Raw genomic sequence first — 20,053 nt, 5'->3', positions numbered from 1 at the left:
TTTTGCACAAACTATTCAGTTTATGTTTTGTATTTTATTTTATTATTTAGTTGCGTACCGTCAGTTTAGTGCTTTAATGAAATCCGTTTTAAATTTTGTTATATCGACACTGTTTTGATTTGCTCTGCATCTATTTCTGCCTGCTTATCAGTATATTTATTCAAAAAGACTAATAACTCTTCGTTAAATTTCTCTACCTCTTCATAAAAGAGACCATGACCACTATTTTCAAATTTTACGAGGTAAGAATTTTTAATTCCTAAATGCATTTGCTCCGCCAGCGCAAATTCGCAGATGATATCTTTGGCACCGTGAAATATGGCCGTTGGAATATTAATTTGTCCCAATTGCTGTCTTAAATCAGTATCTTTGAGCGCAATCAAACTTTGGGTAGTCGCATAAGGCGATGCTTCCATATTCACTTTGTCCAACCATTCGGCTATTCCTTTTGGTAAGGAAGTTTCGCTGGCGCCAAAAATTTTTCCAAAATTTTCTAAAAGCTGAGGTCTATTCACTTTGCTTAATGAAATTAACGCATTGACATCTTCTACTGCAAACCCATAGTTGTAATCGCTTCTTTTGGTCCAGATTGGAGCTGCTGCACCAAATAGGGCAAGCCTCGTGATCCTTTGATTATTATTATATTTGGCAACATAATGAATAGCTATAGCGCCCCCCATGGAGAATCCTCCCAATAGTGCATCATTAATGTCCAATGTGTCCAATACTATTTTGATATCTTTAGCATATACATCGTAGTTATAATTGCCATACGGTTTGTCAGATTTCCCAAAGCCTCTTAGGGTAATACCTATCACCCTGTAGCCCTTTTCTGCTAAAAAATGATACTGATACTCGTACATCGCATCGCTCAATGGCCATCCATGGATTAGCACCACGGACCTTCCAATCCCTAAGTCTGTGACATGCAAGTTTACATTTTGGTCTACAGAAATATATTCTTTTCTAAACAATGGAGTGACATCAATAGGTTGTTTGTTGTTGTCAGTTGACAGTTGCTCTTGTGGATTCATAGGAATATTATTAGTTTGTTATAGATTTTGTTCCGTGGTTAGTTTTAAGCTTCATCTTAGGAGCTTTTACTTTAATATGTTCTTCATTTCCCGAAAGTGGATATCCCAATTCTTGTAGATATGCAACATCATTCATAGCCCCAAAACCAATCCCTCAACCCTGTATCCACAAATCACTTAAAATTTTTCCGAAGAGCTCTTAATCCAACTGCAACATTCACCGCTGAACTACCTCCTAACACCTAGCCTCTTGTTAAGGATCATATGTCTTATCTAATTAGGAAGTGATTGATATCCCCAATGATAACTACGCTCGCCATTGGTTACCAAAACTGGCTATTGGCGAATAATTCTGGATATTAAATCCTCGACAAATGCTCTCCCTGCTTCAATTAGCAAAATGTTAAAAGCTGCATTTTCACTTAGACGACTAGCAATTACAGCATCCGCTGATTCTCCGCCAACGATGATATGCGTGTATGCAATACTATGATTTGGTGTATCGAAAGTTTTATTTTCTTTTTTTGTTGACATTTAATATGATTTAATGCGATACTATTAGATTCATTTTTTAAAGTATTTTGCTTCTTTCAATTTATTTTGACACCATTTCCCTATTAGAAGCGAGTGATCTTAAAAAAGATTCTAGCACTTCTTGGAGTAAAAATTTATAATTCAAAATTGCAGTATAGAAGAAAAAGAAAAGTAGACAAATGACGAAAAAACACATCGACTAATGTCTACTTTAAATAAGGGGGAGCGTTTGTTTATTTATTTTTTCAAGAGTCTGCTAAGCGTATCTTTAGTGATTCCCAGATAAGAAGCAATTACGTGCTGCGGAAATCGATTAACAAAAAATGGATAGGTCTCTACAAACCAATTGTATCTCTTTTTAGCCGATAAATTAATAGAAGTAATTCTTCTCTGTGTAGCAATATTACTTTTGATAATAAGATTTAAAAGCAACTCTTTGAATGCTGGAGTTTCTTCACACAATTTTAATATATTCTTTTTTGAAATGTATAACACCTCACCATCTTCCCAAGCGTCTATATAAAATAAACTCGGCGTAAAATTCATAAAACTATCATAATCAACAGTCCAGCAGTCTTCTACATATAAATTAACTATCCGCTCCACATCTTTTTCGTCTAAATAATATTGCCTAAAGGCGCCTTTGGTAATAAAAATAAAATGTTCGCAAATTTCACCTTTCTGTAATAAATACTGCCTTTTACGTATTTTGTTAGGAACAAAATGATTAAACACGATATCAAAATCTTCTTTAGAAATCTGAGTTGAGCTATGTTTATTTATATAATGAAAGAGTGGGTGCATATTAACAATTTAACGTATATTTTTTATCAATAAGTCTGTTAAAACAAAACTAGATTAAATGTGAAAAAAAAGTGTAGACAAATGGCGAAAAAGCGAGAGCATACCTAATTAACATTAAAAATCTAATATGAATCGACCGTGTACAAAATACTTGAATTGCAAAAGAATAATTTGATATGATGAGCTTTAATCGACTGAATAATGAGGCAATAAATTCTATAAATAATGCGCTCCAACTTTTCTTTTTGATAATTTTCTCTTTATGACACTTAGGAATGCAGGAGTTACGCCAAGATAGGAAGCAATTAAATATTGAGGTATTCGCAATGTAATCGAAGGGTATAATTTTAAAAACTCCAAATATTGGTCAGCCGCACTATCTGTTATCATTTTGACCAAGCGTAACTGAATACCGGCTAAATTCTGGAGAATTAAATGAAGAAATATGCGTTCAAATTTTGGCATTTCAGCTAATAGCTTCTCCTTTGACTCAAAACAAAAGCCATACATTTCAGTATCTTCCAATGTCTCAATAAAAAATGTTGATGGCTTTTTGTCATAAAAAGAGACCATATCACTTAACCAACCACCTTCTTCGACGAAGAATAGTGTGACGTCAACTCCCTCTTCATTTATGTAATATATACGGGCACAACCTTTATGGATAAAAGCTTCAAACCTACATATTTCACCTGCTCGAAGCAGCATCGTCCTTTTGGGTACAAGTATAAAATCTAATGAGTTAATAAAACCTAATTTTTCATCTTCATTCAATGTATAGATACTTGTAATGCTCTTTAAAATCCTCTCATACGTAAATATGTCCATATTATTCTAAAAAATTCAAGTGCACTAAAACAAACAACTTAACAATTAAGCAAGTTAAAATTAGAGAAAATTGAAAAGGATAAAGTAGACAATTAACGATAAAAAAGAGAGCTATTTTTCTACATAGGTAGTAAAAAAAATTGCACATACTACAAATAGCACGTAAATAATATCACAGGTAAACCGGAGGTGCATCAAGTCGTGCGTCAACTAAAGGTCGATTATTTTCGTTTCTTTAACAAGTGATAGCAACAAAGAATAATCAATGCCTAATTTTGGAAATCACTAAATATTCAAGTGCTATTTAACAAATAGCTAACAATAATTAGTTAAAACAGAATATAACAACATGAAACTTCATGATCCTATTAAAAATATATTAATATTTTCCGCTAAAATGAACCGCAAAATTACCACACTCACTGCTGCCTGTCTCTTTATGGGATTGAATACCATAGCAGCTACAAATGCAACTAATATTACGCATGGGACTGATCTGCCTCACAAAGACCCAACGAATCATTTATTAATGTTTGAATTGAGTAATCAGGACACCATATTGTCTAAGAAAGAACTCAGGCGTATTAAAAAAGAAAAAAGAAAAAAAATGTACAAGGATTTAAAGTTTAAAATTGGTGATGGTGTAACAGTCACAACAGGCCCAATGAAAGGTATGTACGGAGTGTGTATCTACTATGATGTAAAGATGAAATATCTAATTAGATTCACAGGCACCCAACAAATGTTTTTTAATGAAGAGGACATTCAACTCTGGATAGATTATATTAAGAAACAAAGCTAACAACCTTAAAATGAGTGTAAAATATATTATCGTTTTACACTCATTTTTCTTACGCGGCTAATTGTATCTTTTGTGACCCCAAGATAAGAAGCTATAATATGTTGAGGAAATCTTTGTACGAAATAGGGATGTCGATTGATAAAGTCTTCATATCGATCAGCAGCTGAAAAATTGATAGATGAAATTATTCGCTTCTGCATGGCGATCGCATTTCTTTCATCCAATATGAATATCAATTCCTGAAAAATTGAAGACTCGTTGCAGAGTTTCAATAAATTTGCTCTTGATATAAGCAGGACTTCGCAATCCTCATAAGCTTCTACATAATAAGGACTTGGTGTAGACATTACAAAACTTTCACGATCGCTTGCCCACCAATTTTCAATGTATAAGTTTACAATATGCTCCGTACCCTTGTCATTTATATAATATTTGCACATAGAGCCTTTAAGGATAAACGCCATGTATTTACAAACTTGTTGATCCTCCAGTATAAATTGTCTTTTCTTTAGTCTTTTAAAATGAAAATGATCCAAAATCCACTCGAATTCTTCTTCAGAAAGTGATGAAGAAACATGTTTGTTAATGTAGACATATAGTGGATGCATAACAGAACGTTCAAATAAAAAAACTATGGGATTTTATCTTTTAATAATCAGTCAATCGCTCAATAATTGTTATTAATAAGGAATATTAAAGTGTTTTATAAAAATTATTTCAAATGCCGAAGTTGCCATATAAAATCCACAAGAACAATAATTCTTTCAGAACCCTATAATGCGAGAAACTTTGTCAATGCGACTACTTGGGCAAAGTTGACATAAAGTTTAATATATCATTTCCAATATCACGTACATGAGTTTCAAGCGCAAAATGTCCTGTGTCGTAAAACTTTACCGTCGCATTAGGAATATCTTTTCTATAAGCTTCAGCTCCTGCAGGTAAAAAATAAGGATCCTTATTCCCCCATACAATAAGAGCCTGTGGCTGATAATCCCTAAAATACGCTTGGAAAGCAGGGTAAAGTGATACATTATTCTTGTAGTCCCTAAGCAAGTCAAGTTGCTTTTCGTCTGAATCTGGCCGATCAAGAAAATATTGGTCAAGCGTAAGCGTTTCTGGCGCTATTAATTCAGGATCAGTAACACCTGTATAGTATTGAAATTTGAGCTCTTGCTCTTTAACAAATCCCCTCAATGCATCTCTATCGTCCTTCGAATCGCTATCCCAATACTTTTTAACAGCATCCCAAGCCGCACCTAGTCCTTCTGTATATGCATTACCATTCTGTGATATGAATCCAGTTACTTTTTCAGGATTTGCCAACATTAGACGGTATCCAGTAGGCGCACCATAATCAAACACATATACAGCAAACCGTTTAAGCCCAAGCTCATCGATAAAAGCCTGCATCACATGTGTAAGGTTATCAAAAGTGTAATCAAATTGGCCTCTATCGGGAGAGTCTGAATAACCAAATCCTAGAAGATCAGGTGCTATTATATGATACTGTTGGTTTAATATTGGAATAAGATTACGAAACATATGTGAAGAAGTAGGATACCCATGCAGAAGTAAAACAATAGGAGCCCCTACAGGACCTGATTCTCGATAAAAAATTTTGTGCCCACCCGCATTTACATTGCGGTAATAAATTGCCTTTGAGGCATTTTCCGGTTGATTCCCTAAAATGTTTTGTGATTGTGCCATGCTATATAAGTTTGAAGTTAAGGTCAATACAATAAACGTTAAGACACCTAAGATTTTATTTATTGTTGTTTTCATAAAGCAAATTTAAACACTATATTTGATTACTATAAACGATTTATAAATATACATACTATCATAATTAATGATGAATGAATACCAATGATTTAAAATTATTTGAAGCAGCAGCTTACCATGGGAACTTCACTAGAGCTGCAGAAACTATGCACACCGTACAATCAAATGTCACTTCAAGGATAAAAAACTTGGAAGAAGAATTCGGCGCGACCTTATTTTCGCGAACTTCTCGAAAAGTAGAACTTACTTCAGCAGGAAAAATAGTATTGCAATGTTGTAAGCAAATTAACAACTTACTTGAAGACACCAAACTCGCTATAGGAAAAAATAAAGAGGTCAAAGGTCAGATCAAAATTGGTTTTATCGAAACAACGATGGCTATTAAAGGTCCGATGCTTGTTGCTCAGATGGCTGATAAATTTCCGCTGATAGACATTGACTTTACATCTGCCATGAAAGACAGACTAATTGATGATGTCCTCAGTTACAAACTAGACGCAGCCTTTATCCCAGCCCCCATTTATGACGAGGAATTGGAACAACTACAAATTGCTGACGAAAGCATAGTGGTTGTCACTCCGATGAGCGTCAAAAGCCTGAATAAATTATTAGAACAACCACAAATCAAAGCAATTGTATTTGACCAAGGTTGCTTTTTTAGAGCGCGTATGGAAAATTGGCTGGTAAGTAAAACTATAACTAATTACCATAAAACCGTAATGAATTCTGTGGAGGGGGTAGTAAATTTTATTGAATCAGGTATAGGCTTTAGTTTTTTACCAAAAGAAATTATATCAACCTTCTACAAAGATAGAAAGCTAAAAACATTTTCTCTTCCTAAAGAGATTGGAGCTATGAAAACGGTATTAATCTACAGAAAAGAAAGTTTATCGTCACCAGTGCTTAGGGCTTTTAATAGTTTATTTCAATGATTTATTAAAATAATATGTTCCAGTAAATATGTCTAAGACTTTAAGAACTCACATTGAAAAAATAGTCAACCTTACGGATCAAGAATTTGATTTTATAAATTCGCTATTCGCTCAAAAATCTTATAAAAAAGGTCAATATATTTTTCAAGAAGGAGATAACTTTGCGAAACATTATTTTATAGGTAAAGGATTGTTGAAGCTAGTGTTTATGGATAATGACATGTATGAACATATTGTCGGCTTTGCAATGGAAGATTGGTGGGAAAGTGATTTTGAAGCGTTTTATACGCAACAGAAAACGACCATGTCTCTAATATGTCTAGAAAATACGGATGTCTCATATATTACTTATGAAAACTATATCAAGCTATGCAATGAATTGCCAAAAATGGAACGATTTTTTCTCGAAAAAGCATACTATGGATTCATTGCAGCGCAAAAACGTATTCTTTTCACCCTTACTTCTAATACAAAAGAGCGATATCAGCAACTTCTTAAAAGATATCCCACTTTGGTGCAGCGCGTACCAAAGTCACAACTCGCTGCTTACTTGGGAGTTTCAAGAGAAACTTTAAGCAGATTAGCGTTATAATCTAAATATACCTTAAGAAATATCTTACCCACTTAAGCTGGGGATTTCTCTTCGAAGTAATGAGTATTCCATTTTTCATAAAGTTTAACCCTATCCGAATCTCCACACCTTTGATGGTGAATCGTGATATACATCACTTTATAATTGTGACCTATATCAAAAGCTAGAGCCAAAAATGAAGCCTACCTTTGTAATAGATATAATTACATATTAAAAAAATACAATGGAAAAAAGAGAATTTAGTCCTTGGAAATGGCAGGACGAACGTAGTTACGCTCAATCGGTTGAAGTCAAAAATCACACAAGCACATTGTACTGCTCAGGTCAAGCAGCAATTGATTCAAGTGGTATCTCTAGCAACGAAGACATGGAATCGCAACTTAGATTAGCGATTGCTAACCTAGATGAGGTAATTACACACGCTGGATATGAAAAACAGGGTATCGTGAGGCTAACTGTTTACACCACATCCAATGAAGAGCTTTGGCCACTTTGGCCTATCCTTCAAGATTGGATAGCTAAACATAATATTAAAACAGCATTAACATTGTTGCAAGTCACCAAATTGTACGAAACGCTAAAAGTGGAATTAGAAGCAACAGTTGTCAAATAATTTAATAACAAAGCTACTCGCATAACAGTGAATTGTTTAATTAACCGCGGCCTAATCCTAATAAAGATGGGCCGTGGGCAGTTTTAGCTATTCTCAATACTTGATAAAAAACTTACAATATCCTCATAATGATAAAATTCAGCAAGTTTTCAGGCCGTGAGCCCCGTATGAGTAGTCAATTTCAAATTTGCTAAATCAACCAGAACTTTTACTGCTTCGAGATTATTTTGCCAAACAGCGTCATGAAAGACAATCTACCATTGTACGATTCTTGAGCATCAAGGTTTGGCGTTGTATTTTTATGCGTCACCAAGACTTTAATTACTTCTGCAACTGCTTCGTGCGTTACAGTAGCTCCCATAACACCGTGGAGCATCTTCACATCTGCACCAACATCTAATAACAATTTAACTATCTGTGCATGATCTGGATGCAATTCCAATTGAAGTGTAATAATCATCAAAACTTCCTACATTTGGAATTCGTTCAATAAACGAAACTTGTTTGAAAATAGGCTTTTTTACTTCTCGAAGGTCTCCCAATTTAATAGCCTTAATTAAATTTTGAGATTGAATGACATGAGCGAGATTGCCATCACGCTGTACAAGGATATCAATAATAGATAGCAGCTCTAAATTTTTAGCAATATCCAAAGCGCTCTGTTGAAAATTGTTTCTTAACTCAATTCTTGCATTGTTTTTTAAAAGTATTTTTACCACATTTTTTTGTCTATAAGGTACCGCGTCCATTAAAGGTGAGTTACCAATAATAGGACTTTGCAGATCAATGAAAGCTCCATTGTCTAAAAGAATTTAAATAATACTTATAAGCCATGACTGCACTGCTTTGTGCAAAGCGGTAATTCCCATTCGATGACTCATAACTAGGACGTTTGCTCGATGAGAAATCAACAATTCCACCAAATCAATATAACCATATCCAGCTGCGATCATTAATGGATTAAGTCATAGGAATTAACCAAATCTGGATTTGTGCCCGCTTGTAAAAGTTTTTTAAAGTGACGATATCATTGCTGTACACAGCTTTTTCGAAATCGTTTTCTGTCATTTGATCTGGAAATAAAAGATTCGATGTCGTATCAGGCTTTTTTTTGAATAACAAAAGCTTTTAGTTCAGCAATCTTACCATTTTCGAACCTCCAATTATCGCAATAATCAAAGTGAACATAAAGTCCAAGCGTATTTTTAAGGCTAATTTGTCCCAAGACTGTTACGAAATCCCCTTGTTCAATAACACGCTCAACAGTAAATTTTGGCGGTACCAAATATACTTCTTTCATATATTGGTGTACTTGTTCTTTACCTTCTAAAACTCGATCTCCTACAAAATTCCATATCGTGTCTTCTGTAAAAAAATCTAAAAACCCTTCATAATCTCCTTTTGCTACAGCTAAGTTAGCAATTTCTAGAATTTCCTTATTTTCCATCTTAGTCAAAGATAAGTAGTTCACTTACAATTCGCATTTTAGCGACCAATTGTAAGATGCTATAATAAAGGTAAGTAATGAGTAAAATAAAAGAAACGTCTACAAACTTCGAAAACAAGAAAGTCTTAGCAGCTGAATGTTCAGAAGCTTATGCAGCCAATATTATCGGAGGACAATGGTCTTTAGTAATTTGCTCATGGCTGTTGAGTGGGAAAATGCGTTTTGGAGCATTAAAAAAAGTAATTCCTAACATCACAGAAAGAATGCTGACTTTGCAATTACGCAAATTAGAAGAAAATAAAATTCTTACTCGAACTGTTTACGCTGAAGTTCCCCAGCGAGTAGAATATGAATTGACCGAGATTGGGTATGAATTAAACTCTATCATCCGAAACTTAGAAAAATGGGGAAACAAACATAAAATGTTAAAATAGCGACAAGTTTAATCTTATAACATATAGCTACTATAACAGATCTTATTCTTTTAACTTACGACAGAAGTTTAAACATGGATAGACACTAATTCAACATTTACTTATCAATTATTTTTTTCCGGTGTGCTACTCCCCATTCCGTTAGACTGTTGATGATGGTTCTTAGCGTTAATCCATGGTCGGTAAGGGTGTACTGCACTATAACAGGTTGTGTACCTATCACTGTTCGTTTAACCAACTTGTTAATTTCTAACTCCTTTAACTCTTTGCTTAACATTCTGTTGGAAATTCCTCCAACATCTTTCAAGATATCTGAAAATCTTCTATTTTCATAATAGCAGATTGAAGAAATGACTGCTATTTTCCATTTACCATTTAATACATCCATAGAGTCTTGTACGGCTCTCATTTCCTTTTTATGGATGTTTGCGAAATTGTTTTCTTTGCACTCCATTGTTACTTGGTTACTCCGATGATACTGTTATTTATAAGTACAAAGTTACTAAAAATAACATAACACCCGTATCTTTACAACTTAAATAAATATAACAAAATGAATTTTACGAATAAAAATGTAGTAATTACTGGTGGAAGTACCGGTATCGGATTTGCAACTGCCAAAGCCTTTATTAATGCAGGCGCAAACGTATGGATTACAGGCAGAAATGATCTAAATCTTCAAAAAGCTGCTTCAGAAATTAACAGCCCCAACTTGAAAACAATAGTTTCTGACACGTCAAATCTGGCAGGAATTTCGGTTTTGGAGAAAGCTATTGCTGAAGCAGGTAATAAATTGGATGTTCTGTATTTAAATGCAGGGATAGCAGCATTCGCACCCATCGAACATGCAACTGAAGAAGATTTTGATGCTCAATTTAACACCAATGTAAAGGGTGCTTATTTCACCTTGCAAAAACTAATTCCCCACCTGAATAATGGATCTTCGGTGGTATTCACCTCATCAACCGTGGCCACAGCTCGTTCTATAGGTACTAGCGTATATTCGGCCACTAAAAGTGCAATAAACAAAATAGCACAAACTGCAGCGAATGAGTTGGCAGAAAGAAAAATCAGGGTTAATATTGTCAGCCCTGGACCGACCAGTACACCAGGATTAGATGGCGTAGCATCTGCTGAAGTAAAGGATTATTTAGCTGCTTCGACTGCCTTACAAAGATTAGGAAGTCCCGATGAAATAGCGAATTCGGTATTATTTTTATCTTCAGACGCCGCTAGTTTCATTACTGGAATAGAATTATTAGTTGATGGTGGCGCGATTAACAATTTGTTGAAATAGCTTGCAACAAATTTTTTTATAGATACAATACAAATCAAATAATTTTGTGTTTGCCTATATCGAAGATGCTTTTATCCAAAATCGAAACCTTCTTTTAACAAATTATAAGCCTGAAGTTGACCAACTTCAGGCTTATAATTTGTTACTTGACAAAGACTAGAACAGCAATATGATAAATTATAGAGACTGAATATCTTCAAACTAATTCGGAAAAATGTTTAAGTAGTGCTTTTTGTATATAAATCTATTAACTTTTGTTTCAAATATTCAGTCTTTCTATTAATAACGATTTTTATCAATCGTTCTCTCTGTTTAAGATTAACTAGACCCCCGACTCTATTGGTTTTATAATATGTTCGTCGCAAAAGCACAGAGAGGTAATCATAAAATAAACGCGTAAATTGAATATTCCCTCTCCATCCGCACCTAGATTGTTAATAAAAATCTACCTAAAATAAAAACAATCAATGTAGGAGAAATAACAACAACAGACCTCACACCTCCAGAATACAACCATTATTTGCAATACACGGAAAAAGAGGCTATTTTTATGGTGATTAAGAATAATTAATAGCCGATTATGCAGTCTATGTATCCTATAAAGAGCGAGTCTTTCGATTGCGCTTGATGCTGGTCGGTGGCGGATAGCGGCCACATAACATCCCTTAATGTGATTTGTAAGAGTGCTTTGTTGTATACAGGTCGCATTTTCCCTTGCTGACTTGTAGGCTGCTGTCCGCCTTTCATCTATGTACGACACCCTATTTGGCTGTGTCCATATATGTGACCACGTCAGAGAGCTAATAGCAACTTCTCCTAAAGCTAGAGATTATGACAAGAACTATTAATATAGAGGAATAATGCGCACCTTTGCAAATCATTAAAAAGAAAGGAGTATACTATGACAACCGCGGCAGATATTAAGTTAAAAGATTTATTTAATAAATCCTTAGACACAAGAGAATCTGTGAATTTCCTGATGAATCATATCGAGAAAGAGTTGGATAAGGAAGACTGCTATGATATTATATTAGACTTCACAGGCATAGAATTTATGTCGCGATCATTCGCTGACGAATTGCATAAACAAATCAACTCGGATACTTTCAAAAGGTCATTCACTTTTGAGAATATGCCAGTGGGCATGATTGAATTATTAAAAATTATAGAAAAGACCCAAACTTCAAGAACGAAAAGAGAACTAAAATCCTCCGTATTTGTAGTAAAGGACATATCCATAATCAAGGATTATACCTTTTCTTGGTAAAAAGGATTGATTTGATAAAAAAGAGAGCAAACATTAGATTGCTCTCTTTTTTTGTCCCCATCCCACCCCAAAAGAACGTATTACAAAAGCTTGTAAAAAATAGTACTGCTACCCCCGAGGCAGGGGAAAAATATTGCGGCTAGCACAGAATGATGAGGAGTAATGGTGAGTAAGGTAGTGGACAGCGAACGAGGAACCTTCCAAAAATGCAATTAACCGACAGACTCCGGACCAAGCCCGGAGTGACGTGCTGTTATGAACCTAGCCTCCCACGACCCGACGGAGATAATCACCATAGCCGGATTTGACCAAAGGCTCGGCAATCTTCAGCAGCTGCTGGCTATCAATGTATCCCATACGATAGGCTACCTCTTCGATAGCGCCAATCTTCATGCCTTGACGCTCCTCGATCACTTGCACAAACTGGGCGGCCTGCATCAAGGATTGTATAGTACCGGTATCTAACCACGCTGTGCCCCTATCAAATACATTGACTTTGAGCTTACCTCGCTTGAGATACTCCAGATTGACGTCGGTAATTTCCAATTCCCCCCGAGCAGAGGGTTTGATACCCTGCGCAATACGCACGACCTCATTGTCGTAAAAGTACAAGCCGGGCACGGCATAGGTAGACTTGGGCTGTGTGGGCTTCTCCTCAATAGATAATACTTGTCGAGCCGTATCAAACTCGACCACCCCATAGCGCTCAGGATCGGTAACCGAATAGGCAAAAATCAACCCGCCATCGACTTGAGTGCTACCTTGTAGCATCTTGGACATGCCCGAACCGTAAAAGATGTTATCACCCAAAATCAATGCGACCTTATCTTGGCCAATGAAATCTGCGCCAAGTACAAATGCTTGCGCCAAGCCTTCGGGCTTCGGCTGTTCAACATACTCGAAGCGACATCCGATGTGCGAACCATCACCCAGCAAACGGCGAAAATGCGGTAAGTCATGCGGGGTGGAAATAATCAAGATTTCCCGAATACCCGCCAACATCAACGTCGACAGCGGATAATAAATCATGGGCTTATCATACACAGGCATCAGCTGCTTGGAAACAGCCAATGTCAACGGATGCAAACGGGTGCCGGACCCTCCGGCTAGTATAATTCCTTTCATTTTTTATTGCTTATTGCTGATGGTTATTGGCTAATGGCTAGTGGAGTGAATAGGAACAAGTTCTTAGTGACTAGCAACCGTTGATTAAATAACGCTCGTGCTACCACCGCTGTACTGCTACTTACAGACTCCGGACCGAGCCCGGAGTGACGTATCTGTCACCTATCCCCTAGTCACTAACTCCCAATCTCTAACCCGTCACTTGATGCAAGCATCTTCTCCAAACTATCTCGCCAAAAAGGTACTTCTACTCCAAAAGTACTTTTTATTTTTGATTTGTCTAGCAGGGAGAATCGAGGGCGTTTTGCTGGTGTGGGGTAGGCCGATGTCGGAATAGGATGGATAGTACAGGATAGTTTGCTTATCTCTCGGATAGCAATAGCAAAGTCATACCAGGAAATCTCGCCTTCGTTGGAATAGTGGTAGACACCCGCTTGCCATATCTCGGAGTCGATAATGGCTACAATGGCTTTTGCTAAATCATAGGCATAAGTAGGCGTACCTATTTGATCGGCAACGACAGAAATCTCCTCGCGCTCAGCCATCAACCGCAGCATGGTCTTCACAAAATTGTGCCCATAGGTCGAATATACCCACGAGGTACGGATAATAATGGCATCTGGCACCCATTTCTGAATGGCGAGCTCACCATTCAACTTGGTCTGACCATATACATTTATAGGATTCACGGCAGCATCTTCTGGCAAAGGACAAGCAGAGCTGCCTTCAAATACATAATCCGTAGATATCGCTATCAACTTAGCCTCATGGATACGGCAGTATTGAGCAATCTCTTCGGTGGCCAAATGATTGACCACATTGGCTAATTCGGCTTCCCCTTCCGCTTTATCCACAGCTGTATAGGCTGCAGCATGGATAATGACATCGGGTTGGTACATCGCCAAGATATCTTGGATAATCAACGTTTGATCCAAGGGCAATTGTTTACGATCCAGAAAAAACGTCTCGACATCCGTCCGATGCTCATAAATGGCTTTTAATTCAGAGCCTACTTGACCGTTTGCACCAGTAATTAATATTTTCTGAACCTGTGAATCTGTATACATTGTGAATAAAGCTTACTATAATTACTATACGTGGCTGTCCAGGCAGCTTTCACAAAAATAAGTAAAATGTGTTAGAGTGACGTATAAGCAACCTAACTCCTAGTCTCTAACTACCAATCACAAATGATGTCTTGGATAATTGATTTAAATATTCCTATTTTTGCCAAAGACCCGACTAAGGGTTAGCGGCAACAACCTATATAATATGATAAACTCTGCTACTGCTGAATAAGTACGCTTCATCTTAAGGAAAATGATTGAAACTGACATTGTCGAGGGATTAAAGGCGGGAAATAATCTAGCGTACAAAATATTGTACGATATGCATTATGTCACATTGTGTAAATACGCGTCTAAAATAACACATAGTCCTGCAGATGCAGCACATGTCGTCAATGAAGTGATATTCTCAATATGGAAAAACAGAGATAATTTAGAAATACAGCATTTAAGACATTATTTGTTACGAGCCGTGCGCAACCGATCGCTAACCTTTGTATCGAATAAGAAGAAGTACGAAGGAATACATATTGAAATCGAGGAAGAAAGCAACGATTTTCGACAAGCAGAATGGATAAGTGCAGATGGTCCGATCGAAAAACTTCTCGTGAAAGAGTTGGACATCAAAATTCTTAAAAGCTTAAATGGTATGCCAGTGCAGACGAAGGAAATATTCATGCTTAGCCGGTTTAAAAACCAAAAATACCATGAAATCGCCAAGCAACTCAACATTTCCTCAGATGTGGTAAAATATCATATCAAACAAGCCCTTCGCAAGCTACGAATCGATCTACAAGACTATTTTTCAAAAAAAAATACATTTTAATTTACCCTACCCCCACACTTCTGTTGTCTCTTCCGTACAGACATACTACACCCTGTTAGATAAACCAATGGAAGATAAATCAAAAGCATACGGATTAGCATTAATTTATGATTCGCTGTCAGGCAATACAGATCCAGCTTCAGAAGAAGCGCTGGAAAAGTGGCTGTCCGAATCAGACGAGAACCGCACCTTATATGCCCAAGCCAGAGAAATCCATGTAGCAATGGAATATGCTGAACCCGATACTTCATTTGATGCGAGCCTTGCCTATAGTGGATTTTTAGATCGTAAAAATAAGCATACTTCCAGGAATGTTTTCAAACGGAAAGCTTGGAGATATGTAGCCGTAGCGGCAGGCCTATTGCTGGCATTTACCACGGGGAGCTATTGGTCTGCACAAGAGCCCCATACATCCAATCAACAAATCGCAACTGTGGTAGTCGCAAAAGGATCCAAATCAAGAACCGTTTTACAGGATGGAACTATCGTATGGCTCAATTCCGACTCCAAACTAGAAGTAGCCGACAAATTTGGCCAAGGCGAACGTAAAATAAAACTTGTAGGGGAAGCTTTTCTACAAGTGGCCCACGATAGTAACCGTCCTTTTATTGTGGAAGCCAATACCCTGGCAATTAAAGTCCATGGCACTTCTTTTAACGTATCTTGTTACCCCGAACAGCCTGATGTAACCGTCTCTCTGGTAGAAGGCTCAGTAGAATTGGTGACCAAAGACGGTAAGAAGATGATGATGCAACCCAATCAAACCTTTGCATACAACAGCCGCTCCAACTCATACCAACAAATCCATGGTATTCAGGAACAGGAGCTAGCTTGGCGAGATGCAAAATTGATTTTTAAGAACAAACGTTTTTCAGAAATCGTCATCGAGCTAGAGAGAATGTTTGACATCCAAATAGAAGTGAATCGTAAAGAAGTCCTTAACAGGAGGTTTACCGGTGACTTCGTGAATAACGAGGGAATTACAGAAGTAATGGAAGTCATGTCATCATTGGGCAAGTTTTCCTACGAAGTCAATGGCCGCACCGTTCATATATTTTAGCCATCACAAATACAATATAAACCCTAAATAGAAAAAATATGATAACGTAAACGCAATAAGAAAAAAACAAAGGAATCGGAAGATATTGCACCACCCTCCGATTCTAATTGGAGTATAACCTTAATAGTATTAACCTCAATTAATAGCAAATGTATAAAAAAATACACTGCAAGAGATACCTATGCCATGTAAATCGTCTCCGCAGTACAAAGAAAATTATGAAACTCACCTCATTATTTATGTTTATCGGCATTTTTGGAGTGTCGGCATCTGTCTACTCACAAGATGCTAAAGTAGCATTAGACATAAAGGACAGGCCCCTTTCTGAATTAATAGAAACTATCAAAAAACAAACTAGTTATTCTTTTCTATTCGATTCAGAAGAGGTCAACGTCAATCAGCGTGTATCCCTATCATCCAAGGCGATATCTGTCAAAGAAGCACTGCGAGTGGTTTTAAAGCAATATGGATTAGAGTCTAGAATGAGTGGACAGCATATCCTTATCGTAAAAGCAGCTACCCCCCAACGATTACAACAAGAAAGAGAACTCTCTGGTATAGTGAGAGGCACCGATGGAGCCCCCATATCTGGGGCAACTTTAAGTGTCAAGGGGACGACTATTACCGTGCAGACCCGTAGTGACGGAACTTTTAAGATTCCATTACCACAAGGCAGGAATGAGGTCGAAGTCAAATATTTAGGTTTCCAGACCAAGATTATCAACCTTTCCGACAATCAGGATTATATTGAAATACTCCTAGAAAGTAGTGTTAATCAACTTGAGGATGTGGTCGTGACCGCACTAGGTATCAAGCGCCAGAGCAGATCCCTGACGTACAATGTACAACAGATCGATGCGCAGCAGGTCACTCAGATTCCAGACCCCAATTTTGTAAACAATCTCAATGGCCGTGTGGCCGGTGTCACGATCAATTCTTCCTCCTCTGGAGTCGGTGGGTCATCACGAGTCGTGATGCGCGGGGTGAAATCTATCTCCGGGAATAACAATGCCCTTTACGTAATCGATGGGATACCTATGCCTAGCCTCTCCACCGATCAGCCCGAAGACATCTTCTCTGGTGCTGGACAGACCGGAGACGGGATATCCAACTTCAATGCAGAAGATATCGAGAGTATTTCGATCCTGAGTGGATCTGCCGCTGCGGCGCTCTACGGAAGCGCAGCTGCCAATGGTGCCGTGTTGGTGACGACAAAAGGAGGAAAGAAAGATCAGACTTCCCTGAGCCTATCCAATCAAACCACATTTTCCAGGCCCCTCATACTTCCCAAATTACAAAACACCTATAGCCCTACCGAATCCGGCAGTTACTACAGCTGGGGCGAAAAATTGACCAAACCATCCGATTACGAAGTAGGTGATTTTTTCAGCACAGGAGCCAATACTACTACCGCTTTTAGTCTTTCCACAGGCAATTCAAAAAGCCAAACATACCTCTCTGCCGGCATGGTGAATGCCAATGGGGTAATCCACAACAATGATTATAAAAGATACAACTTCTCGGTTCGTAACACGACCGGATTCTTAGATGACAAATTGATATTGGACCTAGGTTTCATGCACGCAAATGTCAACGAACAGAATATGACCGCGCAGGGATTGTACTTTAACCCGTTGGTTCCGATCTATCTGTTTCCTGCCGGAGACGACTTTAGGAAGGTTGAATTGTTCGAAAGGTATGACCCCTCGCGCAATTTCCAAACGCAGTTTTGGCCTTACGGAGATCAAGGTCTATCCATGCAAAATCCTTATTGGATTACACAACGCGCACTTTTCCCGAATAAGAAACAGCGCTACATGAGCAATGCTTCATTGAAGTATACGCTCAACGATTGGATTAATTTTTCGGGTAGAGTGAAGTTGGATCGTAGCAATGATAAGTTTGAAAAACGATTCAACGCTTCCACCAATACCCTGTTTGCCTCAGAAAATGGCTTCTACTCGTTGAATGAGACCCAGACCCAACAGGTGTATGGTGAGTTGATGGCTAATATCAATAAACGCATTTTGGACGATCAAGTCCAGGTTACGGCCATTGTAGGTGCCAATGTAGAAGACTTGACCTACGATCAAAACATGTACGGAGGCAAGCTTGCCGGCGTACCTAATCTATTCTCCTATAGCAATGTCAACAATGCGACGGCAGAATCCGACCAAACAGGCTACAGACGCAACAAACAAGCTGTCTTTGCAACTGCACAAATGGGCTACAAAGATCGCTTATTTTTGGATCTCAGTGGTAGGAATGATTGGGCATCCACACTGGCGCTATCCAATGTCAAATCATTCTTTTACCCTTCGGTAGGTGTTTCGGCCATTATTTCAGATATGGTCTACATGGATCCGGCCTACATTTCCTACTTGAAAGTAAGAGGTTCATACTCCGAAGTCGGCAACGAACCTGATCCTTTTTTGACCATACCCACCTACTCACTCTCCAAAGGATTTCCACAGACCCAGACACGCTTGCCCAATCCTGACTTGAAGCCTGAACGCACCCGGTCTTGGGAAGGAGGGCTTAATCTTGCCTTGTTCCGGAACAAGCTAAGTATAGACGCGACAGTATACCGTTCAAGCACATACAATCAGTTCTTTGAACCTACGCTATCGTCCTCGTCCGGCTTTACAAGCGTCATCGTCAATGCTGGTCGCATCGACAATAAGGGGATAGAAATCTCTGCCCGATACAACGAGCAGATAGGACAGTTCAAGTGGAATAGTTATTTGACCTATTCGCTCAACAGGAATAAAATTGTAGAGCTATTACCCGACTGGACTAACCCACTGACGGGTGAGATTATTTCGTTGACCGAGTTGGATATGACCGGGACGGGCAGCTATAAAATGGTACTTAAAGAAGGTGGCCGTATGGGCGATATCTATGTCAATAGTCTTCGTGTCGATGAGCATGGCGCCATCTATGTACACCCAACCGATCAAGTGGTAGTTGCAGAGACCAATGAGTATGTCTATGCTGGAAATAGCAGCCCCAAGTACAACCTGGGCTGGGGCAACAATTTCTCCTATAAAGGTGTCAACGTCGGGTTTTTACTGAATGCCCGTGTAGGCGGAATCGTCGTATCCAACACCCAAGCGGTACTCGATGCCTTTGGTGCCTCACAAGCATCCAGTGATGCTCGCGATGCTGGAGGCGTACAAGTCAATGGACAATTGATCCCCACCAAGCCATATTATGATGTCGTGGGTGGCGGTTCATCAGGTGGCATTGGCTCCATGTATACCTATAGCGCAACCAACGTGCGGCTAGGAGAGCTAAGCATCGGGTATGATCTCCCTGTCTCCAAATGGGTAAAGGGAATCAAAAAAGCCAACATTTCCGTAATTGGCAAAAACCTATTGTTCCTGTATAATAAAGCCCCGTATGATCCCGAGTTGACAGCCAGCACAGGAACGTATTTTCAGGGCGTTGATTATTTTATGTCGCCAAGCTTACGTAGTCTGGGTTTTTCATTAAGACTTCAACTCTAAGAACTACACTATTATGGCACTATACCTATCTCCTTCCAATCCGTGTTACCACAGAAAAGAACCATGGACAGACAAGGTATAGGCATACTTAATAAAA

At 38.1% G+C, this 20,053-nt stretch carries 23 protein-coding genes; 10 read left to right on the top strand and 13 right to left on the bottom strand.

What is annotated here, in order from left to right; all coding sequences use genetic code 11:
- Positions 1-98: 98 nt before the first annotated feature.
- The 4 genes from OQ289_RS01585 to OQ289_RS01570 all read right to left on the bottom strand — a co-directional run bounded on the left by OQ289_RS01585 (position 99) and on the right by OQ289_RS01570 (position 3,146).
- Positions 99-1,034 carry an alpha/beta fold hydrolase gene (locus tag OQ289_RS01585; RefSeq protein ID WP_270089123.1) on the bottom strand — a complete coding sequence of 312 codons (936 nt, stop codon included), beginning with the start codon at positions 1,032-1,034 and terminating at the stop codon, positions 99-101.
- 336 nt (positions 1,035-1,370) lie between these two features.
- Positions 1,371-1,568 carry a GMC family oxidoreductase N-terminal domain-containing protein gene (locus OQ289_RS01580; RefSeq protein WP_270089122.1) on the bottom strand — a complete coding sequence of 66 codons (198 nt, stop codon included), beginning with the start codon at positions 1,566-1,568 and terminating at the stop codon, positions 1,371-1,373.
- A gap of 237 nt (positions 1,569-1,805) precedes the next feature.
- Positions 1,806-2,372 (bottom strand): Crp/Fnr family transcriptional regulator, encoded by a 567-nt coding sequence (locus OQ289_RS01575; protein WP_270089121.1) that lies wholly within the window; start codon positions 2,370-2,372, stop codon positions 1,806-1,808.
- A 216-nt stretch (positions 2,373-2,588) separates the two neighbouring features.
- Entirely contained in the window at positions 2,589-3,146 is a 558-nt protein-coding gene (locus OQ289_RS01570; protein ID WP_270089120.1) for a Crp/Fnr family transcriptional regulator, read from the bottom strand.
- Between the two features lie 403 nt (positions 3,147-3,549).
- On the opposite strand from OQ289_RS01570, the gene OQ289_RS01565 reads away from it, so the two are divergent.
- Complete coding sequence (locus OQ289_RS01565) at positions 3,550-4,002, top strand: hypothetical protein (RefSeq protein ID WP_270089119.1); 453 nt, start codon at positions 3,550-3,552, stop codon at positions 4,000-4,002.
- A gap of 26 nt (positions 4,003-4,028) precedes the next feature.
- Here OQ289_RS01565 and OQ289_RS01560 read toward each other — a convergent pair whose 3' ends face one another.
- Entirely contained in the window at positions 4,029-4,610 is a 582-nt protein-coding gene (locus OQ289_RS01560; RefSeq protein ID WP_270089118.1) for a Crp/Fnr family transcriptional regulator, read from the bottom strand.
- A 193-nt stretch (positions 4,611-4,803) separates the two neighbouring features.
- A complete protein-coding gene (locus OQ289_RS01555; RefSeq protein ID WP_270089117.1) occupies positions 4,804-5,787 on the bottom strand; it encodes an alpha/beta fold hydrolase in 984 nt (327 codons plus the stop codon).
- A 74-nt stretch (positions 5,788-5,861) separates the two neighbouring features.
- On the opposite strand from OQ289_RS01555, the gene OQ289_RS01550 reads away from it, so the two are divergent.
- The 3 genes from OQ289_RS01550 to OQ289_RS01540 all read left to right on the top strand — a co-directional run bounded on the left by OQ289_RS01550 (position 5,862) and on the right by OQ289_RS01540 (position 7,924).
- Positions 5,862-6,719 (top strand): LysR family transcriptional regulator, encoded by an 858-nt coding sequence (locus OQ289_RS01550; RefSeq protein ID WP_270089116.1) that lies wholly within the window; start codon positions 5,862-5,864, stop codon positions 6,717-6,719.
- Between the two features lie 28 nt (positions 6,720-6,747).
- Positions 6,748-7,311, top strand: a complete 564-nt coding sequence (locus OQ289_RS01545) for a Crp/Fnr family transcriptional regulator (protein ID WP_270089115.1) — start codon at positions 6,748-6,750, stop codon at positions 7,309-7,311.
- A 223-nt stretch (positions 7,312-7,534) separates the two neighbouring features.
- Entirely contained in the window at positions 7,535-7,924 is a 390-nt protein-coding gene (locus OQ289_RS01540; protein WP_270089114.1) for a RidA family protein, read from the top strand.
- 208 nt (positions 7,925-8,132) lie between these two features.
- Here OQ289_RS01540 and OQ289_RS01535 read toward each other — a convergent pair whose 3' ends face one another.
- The 4 genes from OQ289_RS01535 to OQ289_RS01530 all read right to left on the bottom strand — a co-directional run bounded on the left by OQ289_RS01535 (position 8,133) and on the right by OQ289_RS01530 (position 9,371).
- Entirely contained in the window at positions 8,133-8,384 is a 252-nt protein-coding gene (locus tag OQ289_RS01535) for a hypothetical protein (RefSeq protein WP_270089113.1), read from the bottom strand.
- Complete coding sequence (locus OQ289_RS22110) at positions 8,332-8,691, bottom strand: hypothetical protein (RefSeq protein ID WP_443020446.1); 360 nt, start codon at positions 8,689-8,691, stop codon at positions 8,332-8,334. The genes OQ289_RS01535 and OQ289_RS22110 overlap by 53 nt, the downstream gene beginning before the upstream one ends.
- A 45-nt stretch (positions 8,692-8,736) precedes the next feature.
- Positions 8,737-8,877 carry a hypothetical protein gene (locus OQ289_RS22105; RefSeq protein WP_443020417.1) on the bottom strand — a complete coding sequence of 47 codons (141 nt, stop codon included), beginning with the start codon at positions 8,875-8,877 and terminating at the stop codon, positions 8,737-8,739.
- 146 nt (positions 8,878-9,023) lie between these two features.
- Entirely contained in the window at positions 9,024-9,371 is a 348-nt protein-coding gene (locus OQ289_RS01530; protein ID WP_270089112.1) for a nuclear transport factor 2 family protein, read from the bottom strand.
- Positions 9,372-9,448: 77 nt separating this feature from the next.
- On the opposite strand from OQ289_RS01530, the gene OQ289_RS01525 reads away from it, so the two are divergent.
- Positions 9,449-9,805 (top strand): winged helix-turn-helix transcriptional regulator, encoded by a 357-nt coding sequence (locus OQ289_RS01525; protein ID WP_270089111.1) that lies wholly within the window; start codon positions 9,449-9,451, stop codon positions 9,803-9,805.
- Between the two features lie 97 nt (positions 9,806-9,902).
- Here the strand turns inward: OQ289_RS01525 and OQ289_RS01520 are convergent, their stop codons facing one another.
- Positions 9,903-10,259: a winged helix-turn-helix transcriptional regulator gene (locus tag OQ289_RS01520; RefSeq protein ID WP_270089110.1), complete on the bottom strand. Its 357-nt coding sequence runs from the start codon at positions 10,257-10,259 to the stop codon at positions 9,903-9,905.
- A gap of 99 nt (positions 10,260-10,358) precedes the next feature.
- Here OQ289_RS01520 and OQ289_RS01515 point away from each other — a divergent pair, with 99 nt between their 5' ends.
- Both OQ289_RS01515 and OQ289_RS01510 read left to right on the top strand, forming a co-directional pair.
- On the top strand, positions 10,359-11,102 hold the full coding sequence (locus OQ289_RS01515; RefSeq protein WP_270089109.1) for an SDR family oxidoreductase: 744 nt from the start codon (positions 10,359-10,361) through the stop codon (positions 11,100-11,102).
- Positions 11,103-12,003: 901 nt separating this feature from the next.
- A complete protein-coding gene (locus tag OQ289_RS01510; protein ID WP_270089108.1) occupies positions 12,004-12,369 on the top strand; it encodes an STAS-like domain-containing protein in 366 nt (121 codons plus the stop codon).
- Between the two features lie 261 nt (positions 12,370-12,630).
- Here the strand turns inward: OQ289_RS01510 and rfbA are convergent, their stop codons facing one another.
- Together rfbA and rfbD are read right to left on the bottom strand one after the other, a co-directional pair.
- The gene (gene rfbA, locus OQ289_RS01505; protein ID WP_270089107.1) at positions 12,631-13,494 is read right to left on the bottom strand and encodes a glucose-1-phosphate thymidylyltransferase RfbA; all 864 of its coding nucleotides are present in this window, start codon (positions 13,492-13,494) and stop codon (positions 12,631-12,633) included.
- Positions 13,495-13,670: 176 nt separating this feature from the next.
- Positions 13,671-14,561 carry a dTDP-4-dehydrorhamnose reductase gene (rfbD, locus tag OQ289_RS01500; RefSeq protein ID WP_270089106.1) on the bottom strand — a complete coding sequence of 297 codons (891 nt, stop codon included), beginning with the start codon at positions 14,559-14,561 and terminating at the stop codon, positions 13,671-13,673.
- 253 nt (positions 14,562-14,814) lie between these two features.
- Between rfbD and OQ289_RS01495 the strand changes: the two genes are divergently transcribed.
- The 3 genes from OQ289_RS01495 to OQ289_RS01485 all read left to right on the top strand — a co-directional run bounded on the left by OQ289_RS01495 (position 14,815) and on the right by OQ289_RS01485 (position 19,956).
- A complete protein-coding gene (locus OQ289_RS01495) occupies positions 14,815-15,387 on the top strand; it encodes an RNA polymerase sigma-70 factor (protein WP_270089105.1) in 573 nt (190 codons plus the stop codon).
- Between the two features lie 67 nt (positions 15,388-15,454).
- Entirely contained in the window at positions 15,455-16,447 is a 993-nt protein-coding gene (locus tag OQ289_RS01490) for a FecR family protein (RefSeq protein ID WP_270089104.1), read from the top strand.
- A gap of 218 nt (positions 16,448-16,665) precedes the next feature.
- Complete coding sequence (locus tag OQ289_RS01485; protein ID WP_270089103.1) at positions 16,666-19,956, top strand: SusC/RagA family TonB-linked outer membrane protein; 3,291 nt, start codon at positions 16,666-16,668, stop codon at positions 19,954-19,956.
- The last annotated feature ends 97 nt before the right edge of the window (positions 19,957-20,053 follow it).

Origin of the sequence: Sphingobacterium sp. SYP-B4668, assembly GCF_027627455.1 — a bacterium.
GTDB lineage: Bacteria > Bacteroidota > Bacteroidia > Sphingobacteriales > Sphingobacteriaceae > Sphingobacterium.
This window is presented reverse-complemented; position numbering and strand designations above follow the sequence as displayed.

Excerpts from the sequence above, each read along its gene's own strand:
- OQ289_RS01585 (WP_270089123.1), bottom strand. The coding sequence starts at position 1,034 with ATGAATCCACAAGAGCAACTGTCAACTGACAACAACAAACAACCTATT.
- OQ289_RS01580 (WP_270089122.1), bottom strand. The coding sequence starts at position 1,568 with ATGTCAACAAAAAAAGAAAATAAAACTTTCGATACACCAAATCATAGT.
- OQ289_RS01575 (WP_270089121.1), bottom strand. The coding sequence starts at position 2,372 with ATGCACCCACTCTTTCATTATATAAATAAACATAGCTCAACTCAGATT.
- OQ289_RS01565 (WP_270089119.1), top strand. The coding sequence starts at position 3,550 with ATGAAACTTCATGATCCTATTAAAAATATATTAATATTTTCCGCTAAA.
- OQ289_RS01560 (WP_270089118.1), bottom strand. The coding sequence starts at position 4,610 with ATGCATCCACTATATGTCTACATTAACAAACATGTTTCTTCATCACTT.
- OQ289_RS01555 (WP_270089117.1), bottom strand. The coding sequence starts at position 5,787 with ATGAAAACAACAATAAATAAAATCTTAGGTGTCTTAACGTTTATTGTA.
- OQ289_RS01550 (WP_270089116.1), top strand. The coding sequence starts at position 5,862 with ATGAATACCAATGATTTAAAATTATTTGAAGCAGCAGCTTACCATGGG.
- OQ289_RS01545 (WP_270089115.1), top strand. The coding sequence starts at position 6,748 with ATGTCTAAGACTTTAAGAACTCACATTGAAAAAATAGTCAACCTTACG.
- OQ289_RS01540 (WP_270089114.1), top strand. The coding sequence starts at position 7,535 with ATGGAAAAAAGAGAATTTAGTCCTTGGAAATGGCAGGACGAACGTAGT.
- OQ289_RS01535 (WP_270089113.1), bottom strand. The coding sequence starts at position 8,384 with ATGATTATTACACTTCAATTGGAATTGCATCCAGATCATGCACAGATA.
- OQ289_RS22105 (WP_443020417.1), bottom strand. The coding sequence starts at position 8,877 with ATGATCGCAGCTGGATATGGTTATATTGATTTGGTGGAATTGTTGATT.
- OQ289_RS01530 (WP_270089112.1), bottom strand. The coding sequence starts at position 9,371 with ATGGAAAATAAGGAAATTCTAGAAATTGCTAACTTAGCTGTAGCAAAA.
- OQ289_RS01525 (WP_270089111.1), top strand. The coding sequence starts at position 9,449 with ATGAGTAAAATAAAAGAAACGTCTACAAACTTCGAAAACAAGAAAGTC.
- OQ289_RS01520 (WP_270089110.1), bottom strand. The coding sequence starts at position 10,259 with ATGGAGTGCAAAGAAAACAATTTCGCAAACATCCATAAAAAGGAAATG.
- OQ289_RS01515 (WP_270089109.1), top strand. The coding sequence starts at position 10,359 with ATGAATTTTACGAATAAAAATGTAGTAATTACTGGTGGAAGTACCGGT.
- OQ289_RS01510 (WP_270089108.1), top strand. The coding sequence starts at position 12,004 with ATGACAACCGCGGCAGATATTAAGTTAAAAGATTTATTTAATAAATCC.
- rfbA (WP_270089107.1), bottom strand. The coding sequence starts at position 13,494 with ATGAAAGGAATTATACTAGCCGGAGGGTCCGGCACCCGTTTGCATCCG.
- rfbD (WP_270089106.1), bottom strand. The coding sequence starts at position 14,561 with ATGTATACAGATTCACAGGTTCAGAAAATATTAATTACTGGTGCAAAC.
- OQ289_RS01495 (WP_270089105.1), top strand. The coding sequence starts at position 14,815 with ATGATTGAAACTGACATTGTCGAGGGATTAAAGGCGGGAAATAATCTA.
- OQ289_RS01490 (WP_270089104.1), top strand. The coding sequence starts at position 15,455 with ATGGAAGATAAATCAAAAGCATACGGATTAGCATTAATTTATGATTCG.
- OQ289_RS01485 (WP_270089103.1), top strand. The coding sequence starts at position 16,666 with ATGAAACTCACCTCATTATTTATGTTTATCGGCATTTTTGGAGTGTCG.